General features: G+C 66.6%; 7 protein-coding genes. 1 reads left to right on the forward strand and 6 read right to left on the reverse strand.

The features are described 5' to 3' along the window. The 6 genes from ACIQ3R_RS13365 to ACIQ3R_RS13390 all read right to left on the reverse strand — a co-directional run. Nucleotides 1-168 (reverse strand): ATP-binding cassette domain-containing protein (locus tag ACIQ3R_RS13365; RefSeq protein WP_397419305.1); only part of this gene is annotated, 168 nt, incomplete at its 3' end. Next, the gene (locus tag ACIQ3R_RS13370; RefSeq protein ID WP_397419293.1) at nucleotides 161-1,231 is read right to left on the reverse strand and encodes a FecCD family ABC transporter permease; all 1,071 of its coding nucleotides are present in this window, start codon (nucleotides 1,229-1,231) and stop codon (nucleotides 161-163) included. The genes ACIQ3R_RS13365 and ACIQ3R_RS13370, both read right to left, overlap by 8 nt. Continuing rightward, nucleotides 1,228-2,124: a hemin ABC transporter substrate-binding protein gene (locus ACIQ3R_RS13375; protein ID WP_397419295.1), complete on the reverse strand. Its 897-nt coding sequence runs from the start codon at nucleotides 2,122-2,124 to the stop codon at nucleotides 1,228-1,230. Before ACIQ3R_RS13375 ends, ACIQ3R_RS13370 begins: the two co-directional genes overlap by 4 nt. Then, a complete protein-coding gene (locus ACIQ3R_RS13380; RefSeq protein WP_397419297.1) occupies nucleotides 2,121-3,017 on the reverse strand; it encodes a ChuX/HutX family heme-like substrate-binding protein in 897 nt (298 codons plus the stop codon). The genes ACIQ3R_RS13375 and ACIQ3R_RS13380 overlap by 4 nt, the downstream gene beginning before the upstream one ends. An 81-nt stretch (nucleotides 3,018-3,098) precedes the next feature. After that, entirely contained in the window at nucleotides 3,099-5,030 is a 1,932-nt protein-coding gene (locus tag ACIQ3R_RS13385; protein WP_397419299.1) for a TonB-dependent receptor plug domain-containing protein, read from the reverse strand. Between the two features lie 63 nt (nucleotides 5,031-5,093). Continuing rightward, complete coding sequence (locus ACIQ3R_RS13390; protein WP_397419301.1) at nucleotides 5,094-5,480, reverse strand: DUF2946 family protein; 387 nt, start codon at nucleotides 5,478-5,480, stop codon at nucleotides 5,094-5,096. Between the two features lie 81 nt (nucleotides 5,481-5,561). Here ACIQ3R_RS13390 and ACIQ3R_RS13395 point away from each other — a divergent pair. Continuing rightward, on the forward strand, nucleotides 5,562-6,615 hold a 1,054-nt coding region (locus tag ACIQ3R_RS13395), incomplete at its 3' end, for a cation:proton antiporter (protein ID WP_397419303.1).

A 6,615-nucleotide genomic window follows, 5' to 3' on the forward strand; every position in this document is an offset into this window, starting at 1 on the left:
GCCGGACTGCGGGGTCCATTCGCCGGTCAGAACTCGGACAAGACTGGACTTGCCCGCGCCGTTGGGGCCGACGACCGCAACGAATTCCCCGGGCGCGAAGCGGGCGCTGACTCCGTTCAGGATCGGCGCCCCATTTCGGTCCAGGACAATGTCGCGCAACTCAAGCATGGAAGGTTGCTCCACGCCGCCGCGACAGCATCCAGAGGAACAACGGGCCGCCTGCCAGCGCGGTCAGGACCCCAAGGGGGAGCTCCGCAGGCGCGACGGCGGTGCGCGCGATGGTATCCGCGAAACACATCAGTCCCGCCCCGATCAGAGTAGCCAGAGGCAGCTGCGCCCGGTGGTCCGGCCCGACCAGGAGCCGCGCGAAGTGGGGTGCGATCAGGCCGACAAACCCGACGACCCCGCAGGTCGCGACCACTGTCCCGGCGCTCAGGCTGGTCAAAATCAGCAGCGTGATCTTCAGGCGTTCAACATCCACGCCGAGGTGTCGCGCCTCGCTGTCGCCCAGCAGTAGGGCGTTCAGCGATGTCACAAGGAATGGAAGCGCCACGACCAGGATCAGGCTAGCGACGGCTACCACATGGACATGTCCCCATCCCGCCGCTGAGAGGCTTCCGAGGCTCCAAAAGGTCAGATTTCTCAGCTGCGAGTCGGTGGCGAGGAACGTCAGGAGTCCAATCCCCGCGCCGGCGATGGCGTTCACCGCGATACCGGCGAGAAGCATGCCCGTCGCATCGACGACCCCTTCGCGCCTTGAGAGCAGATAGATCGCGATCGTCGTCACGAGGCTTCCGAAGAAAGCTGCAACGGGCAGGGCAATTTCTGAGAAGGCGGCCGTCAACCCGGACAGGACGCCCGCGCCCAGAACGATCACGGCGACGGCGCCCAGGGCGCCGCCCGTGGCCACGCCAATCAGCGCGGGGTCCGCCAATGGGTTCCGAAAAAAGGCCTGCATAAGCACGCCGCAGGTGGCCAGCGCTCCGCCGGCGAGCGCCGCGAGAAGCACGCGCGGCAACCGGATCTCCCTGAGGATGATGATGTCCTGCGGCGGCTCTCCCGATACGGTCCCGGTGATCAACTGCCAAAGCGCGACCACAACCCGGTCTGGCTCGATCGGCGCCGCGCCGGCGCCGATCGATAGAATCGCGACGCCAAGCACGATCAGCATCGCGACGGTGATCGTCGCCCGCCAATGGCGACGCGTCCAAGGCAGGCCGCTTCCGTTCATGAAGAGGCGCCCTTGAGATCCGGATGAATTGCCCGCGCAAGGGTCCGGATCGCGGTTGGGGTGAGGATCCCGAACCCTTGGAGATACTCGCCTGGAAGCGTAATCAGGCGCTTCCTCCGGCCGGCCGGTGTCAGTAGTGCGCCCGGCGCCGTAAGGGCTGCGGGTACGCCCCCGCGATTCTCCAGGCCATCCGGGTTGAGCAGGATGAACTCGGGCGCCGCTGCGACCATCGCCTCCTGGCTCATGACCTTGAAACCTTCGATGACGGACGCGACGTTCCGCCCTCCCGCCAGCTCGATCAGGTTGGCGGGGCCGGTGCCGCGCCCCGCGACCAGCGTCGGGCGGTTTCCTCCGGATAGGATGAACAGCCCCGCAGGGCGGGTGCGCGCGCGCGCCACAAACGCCCGGGCCCGGGCCAGGTCGGCGTTGAACCGCCTCGCCAGTGCAGCCGCCTCCCGAGGCTTGGACAGGATCACGCCCATCTCCGAGATTCGCTCAGCAACGCCCGCCAGAGTGGGCTCCTGCTCGAAGACAATCACCCGAACACCGGTCGCCTTGAGCTGGGAGACGACGCCGCCTCCGGTAATGTCGGGTGTGGTGATGAACACGTCCGGCCGCTGGGCCAGAATGGTTTCGGCGCTCATCTGCCGGAAGCCCCTGAGTCGGGGCGTGGCCTTAAGCGCGGCGATGTGATCGACGCCGCCGCCGACCCCGACAATATGGCGAACTGCGCCCAGTTCCATGAGGATCTCGACCAGATACGAGCCGGTGACGACGATCCGGGCGCCGGGCCGTATTGGTGCGACGCCCTGTCCGGAAGCCCAAGCGACTTGGTCCGGGCTTGCGGCCAGGACACCGGCCGCCGACGCCATGACCGTGCGGCGGTTCATCATGCCAAGGTCTCCGTGACGGTCTGCGCCCATTCGGAGAAGACTTGGGCGTGTTGCGGCGAAGACAGCCGGAGCGATAGGCCGGACGGGTCCGTGAACTCCAGCGCCGCAATCCGGCCCTCGAGGCGGCGGACCTGAACCGCCCGCAGCACGCCCGGTCTCAGATGCATGCGAATGTCGGGCTCATGCAGATGGGCCATCACCTCATCGATCCGGGCGTGCGTGACCCGCCCTCGGAAGCTCTGGGCGGCCCGCAGCGCGAAGGTGTCGATATGAACCGGTGCGTTCAGCTCTCCCATTCGGGAAAGCGCCGTCTGAAACGCCAGCGGCGCCGAGGCTGCCAAGAGTTCAATGCGCCCCGGCTGGTCTCGGTCCGGCGTGTAGAGTCCGGCGGGGTCGGGCATCGCAGCCGGCGAGAAAGCCGTCTGGGCGACCGTTTCGGCGAGCGCCTTGAACCGTCGCTCTGCAGCGGCGGCCGCCGTCTTGTGGAACAGGAAGACCTTGATGATGTCTCCGCCGCCGGCGTCTGAGAACTGCAGGCTGCGGGTTCGCCCATGATTGTCATCCACTTCCACAAACCAGAAGGCGTTGGCCACGCTGGCCGCCGAGAAGGACGTGTCGAGATGTGATCCCCTCAGCCGGATCACGTCGCCGACCTGCGCAACGTCCTCGACCTGCCCCAACGCGAGGCTGACTCCGAGGGCGTTGTGGACGGCGACGAGGACACGCCGCCACTCGGAGATCGGAGATAGAATCTGCAGCGGGTCGGCCGGAAGGCGGATCGCGCCGGCCCCCAGTCGTGATGCGACGAGAGCCGCCTCAGGAACACCAAGAATGCGGGCGGCCTCCGGATTGTGAAGGTGAGCGCGGGCGGCCCGGAGCTCGTCCCAGTCCATTCTAAGTTTAAGTGGGTCCGATAGGCGAATTTGGACCTCTTCATGCGATGGAACGGTCATGTGTTTCACGCTGTCGCTCCCCTAGAATTTCGTACGAAGTGAGATGAAGATGTTTCGTCCTGCGGGATCTTCGATCGATCCTGTCGAGGTGTAGTTGATCGGCGTGAGTTCATCGGAGATGTTGTTGATCCCGACGGTAAGCTCCGCCCAGTCCGTCAGTGGCGCCGTGACCACCAGATCGATCGTTTCGAAGTCGCTGGCGAACGGCGGTGGGCTCGGTCGGATCGCTGGATTTGACCCCCAAAGGCCCAGCAGTCCGCGGTAACGGACGGTGGTCTCGAAAGCGCCGAGGGTGAGCGTCGCTGACGCCTTGAGCGCGTTCCTGTAGCGGCCGGTCAAGCGCGCGCCGGTTGCGCCATCGGTTGCCTTGAGGTGTTCCCAGGAGGCGTCCACCACCAGCGGCGAAACGGGGCGTAGGCGCCCGCTGAGCTCGAATCCGCGCAGGTCCGCGGTCGCCCGATTGCGATACTGGGTGACCAGCAGGCCGTTGATCGGCGGAACCGTCGGGCTGAAGGTCTCGATCAGGTTGGTGACATCGCTGGTGTGGTAGGCGAGTTCGACTGTCCCGACACGGCCCCGCCAGCCGACGGCGCCCTCAAGCGTCTCGCTTTCCTCGGGCACGAGATTGGGACTGCCAAGAATGATGAACCGGCCGCGCGTGAACCGCGAGAACTGTTCCAGCGATGTTGGCGCCCGGAAGGCCGAACCGTACCCAACCCTGGCGTAGAGGCCGCTGCCGCTCTTCCAGCCGATCGAACCGCGCGGGTTCATGCTGCTGCCAAACAGGGTGAAGTCGTCGTATCGGACTCCAGCGACCACCGTCAGGCTGTCCGAAAACTTCCACTCGTCTTGGATGTACGCGCTCCAGTTGTCCCGCTTGGCCGTGACGCTGTTGATCGAGACGTCCACATCATCCCGCTTGAACCCACCGCCCAGGAGGATTTCGTGGGCGCCGAAAGGGGCGCTCCAACGCGCCTGTAGGGTTGTCTGGTCGTATTCGGTGGTCTCGACGGTCGGAAAGCTGCGGTTGGTGGAACCATCCGAGGTGGAGAATGCGGCATCCAGAGCAAGATTTCCGGGGCCGATCCCGCCTTCAAAGCCGAGCGAACCGAAGTAGCGGGTCTCGCGTTCGAAACGGGTATAGTCGGTCGGTCTGGGTCTGGCCGGTGGCGCCGCCGCAAGAACAGCCGGGGCCTCATCTTTCTGGGCGAACCGTTCGAGCGTCCACCGCAGGCGGTCGCCTCGCCCGCTCTTCCACTGCCCAGTGTAGGCCATCGAGACGTGCTCGACGCCGATCAGGTCGTAGTTGGGGCTGGTGTTGACGAACCGGAACGGATTGGCCTCGCGACGGTCGAAGCTCAGTCGATGGCCGAAGGTCTCGTCGCCGAACTGGAAGGCGCCGGCCAGCGCAAAGCCGCTTCGTCCTCCATGGTCGTCGCCGGTCCAGGTCCCGCGGAACGTGACTGCGGGGCCGACGCCGGGCGACTTCGTAATGATGTTGACCACCCCGCCGCTGGCATTGGCGCCGTAGAGGGCCGACATCGGCCCCCGAACGATCTCGATGCGTTCGACGTCCTCAACGGGGAAATTGTTGAGGTTGGTGATCCCGTACTTGGCGGTCCGTTCGAGGCCGTCGAACAGCACCAACACGTCGTTGCTGGAAGAGCCTCGTATGGTGATCGAGCTGTTGGATCCGGAAGTGCGGGCGTCGACACCAACGGCCTGGGCGAGGGCCTGGGTGACCGATGAACCGGCGTAACGGTCGATCTGTGCGCGACCAACGACCTGAATGCTGGCCTGGACATCCTCGATGGCCTGCGGCCGACGCGCGGCTGTGACTACGAGGGATTCAAGATCCGTAGCGGATGTCGCCTCCGCCCCAGAGGCCAGACTCGGTGCGAGGGCGGGCGCGGCGACGGCGGCGAGCAGAAGCGCGCGAAGTGACGATGACATGGGAAACAACTCCCGAAACGCAGAAGGACAGACGCGCGAGGGCTCGCGCGCCGGCGATGTCGATCAGGCGTTCGGAGAGGGGGGGCCTTGGCCGGGCGGGCGCGGGGGCGCGCGCGCCTTGGGCGCGAGTGTTGCGGCCTGGCGGCTGAAGGGCGTCGCCACGGCGATATAGGTGACCGGCGCAGACGCCTCGACACGCTCCGTCGCCAGCCCGGGAAGAGCGCTCAGGCAGTACTGGCAGTCGTGATCCGGCGGCGCGCTGCCGCCGCTGTCGGACGACGGTTGGAAGGTCGTGTCGGCGCAGATGGCGCCGTCCACGAGCGGCATGGAGGCCGCCATGGCGAGGTTCGCGAACATCGCCTGGGCGATGAGGGCGAAGACGGTGACAAGCGCCAGCATGGCCCGCCGTTCGGCGCGCGCGCTGACCGCGAATGTACCCGTACCCTTCACAGCACGCGCTCCTAAACGCTTCTTGGCTTTTCGCAAGTCTCCGGGACGGGCCATAGTCTAAGGGACTGAGACGGAGACCCAATGGCGGCAGCGGTAGAGCCCGGCGCGTACAAGGATGTGGTGCTGTGCCTGGCCATGGCCGGCGTTGTGGCGCCGTTGTTCCGCCGCGCCCACCTCAGCCCGATCCTGGGTCTGCTGGCCGCCGGGGTGGCGCTGGGACCCTATGGTCTCGGCAGCCTCTCACAAGAGGTGCGCTGGCTCGAAGTCCTCACTATCGACAATCCGGCCCAGTTGGCCCAGCTCGCGGAACTGGGCGTCGTGTTCCTGCTGTTCATGATCGGGCTGGAGCTGTCGTGGGAGCGTCTCCGCTCGCTCAGGCGGTATGTGTTCGGCCTCGGCGCCGCCCAGGTCGGGCTATGCCTGGCGGTAACCGCGGGCGCAGCGCTTCTGGCGGGCCAGCCGCCGCTGGCGGCGATCGCCATCGGCTTTGCACTGGCGCTGTCGTCGACCGCCATCGTCATGCCCATCCTGGCCGAGCAGAAGCGCCAGCATTCGGTCGCCGGCCGCGCGACCTTCTCGGTCCTGCTGTTCCAGGATCTGGCGGTGGCGCCGATCCTGGTGGCCCTGACGCTCATGGCCGGGCGGTCAAACGAGCCCTTCACGCCCGAAATCCTGCTGTCGTTCCTGCCCGCCGTGATCGGCGTGGCCGCGATCTTCGTCGCCGGCCGACTTCTGCTCCGGCCTATGCTTCGTTCGGTGGTCCGCGCCAAGAGCGACGAGCTGTTCATCGCCGCCTGCCTGCTGGTGGTGGTGGGCGCGGGGCTGATCAGCGCGCTTGCCGGCCTCTCCATGGCGCTGGGCGCCTTCATCGCCGGATTGCTGCTGGCCGAGACCGAATACCGGCACGAGGTCGAGACGCGGGTGGAGCCCTTCAAGGGCCTGCTGCTCGGGCTCTTCTTCATCTCGGTGGGCATCGGGCTCAATGTCCCGCTGCTCCTGGAGCGGCCGCTGCTGATCTTCGGCGGCGCCCTCGCGCTGGTGGCCGTCCACTTCGTGGTCATTTTCGGTCTCGCGCGGGCCTTCGGGTTGAAATCGCGCAGCGCGCTGGAGTCCGCCTTGCTGCTGGCCGGCGCCG

The sequence above is a fragment of the Phenylobacterium sp. genome, from assembly GCF_044371015.1.
Classification (GTDB): Bacteria; Pseudomonadota; Alphaproteobacteria; order Caulobacterales; family Caulobacteraceae; genus Phenylobacterium.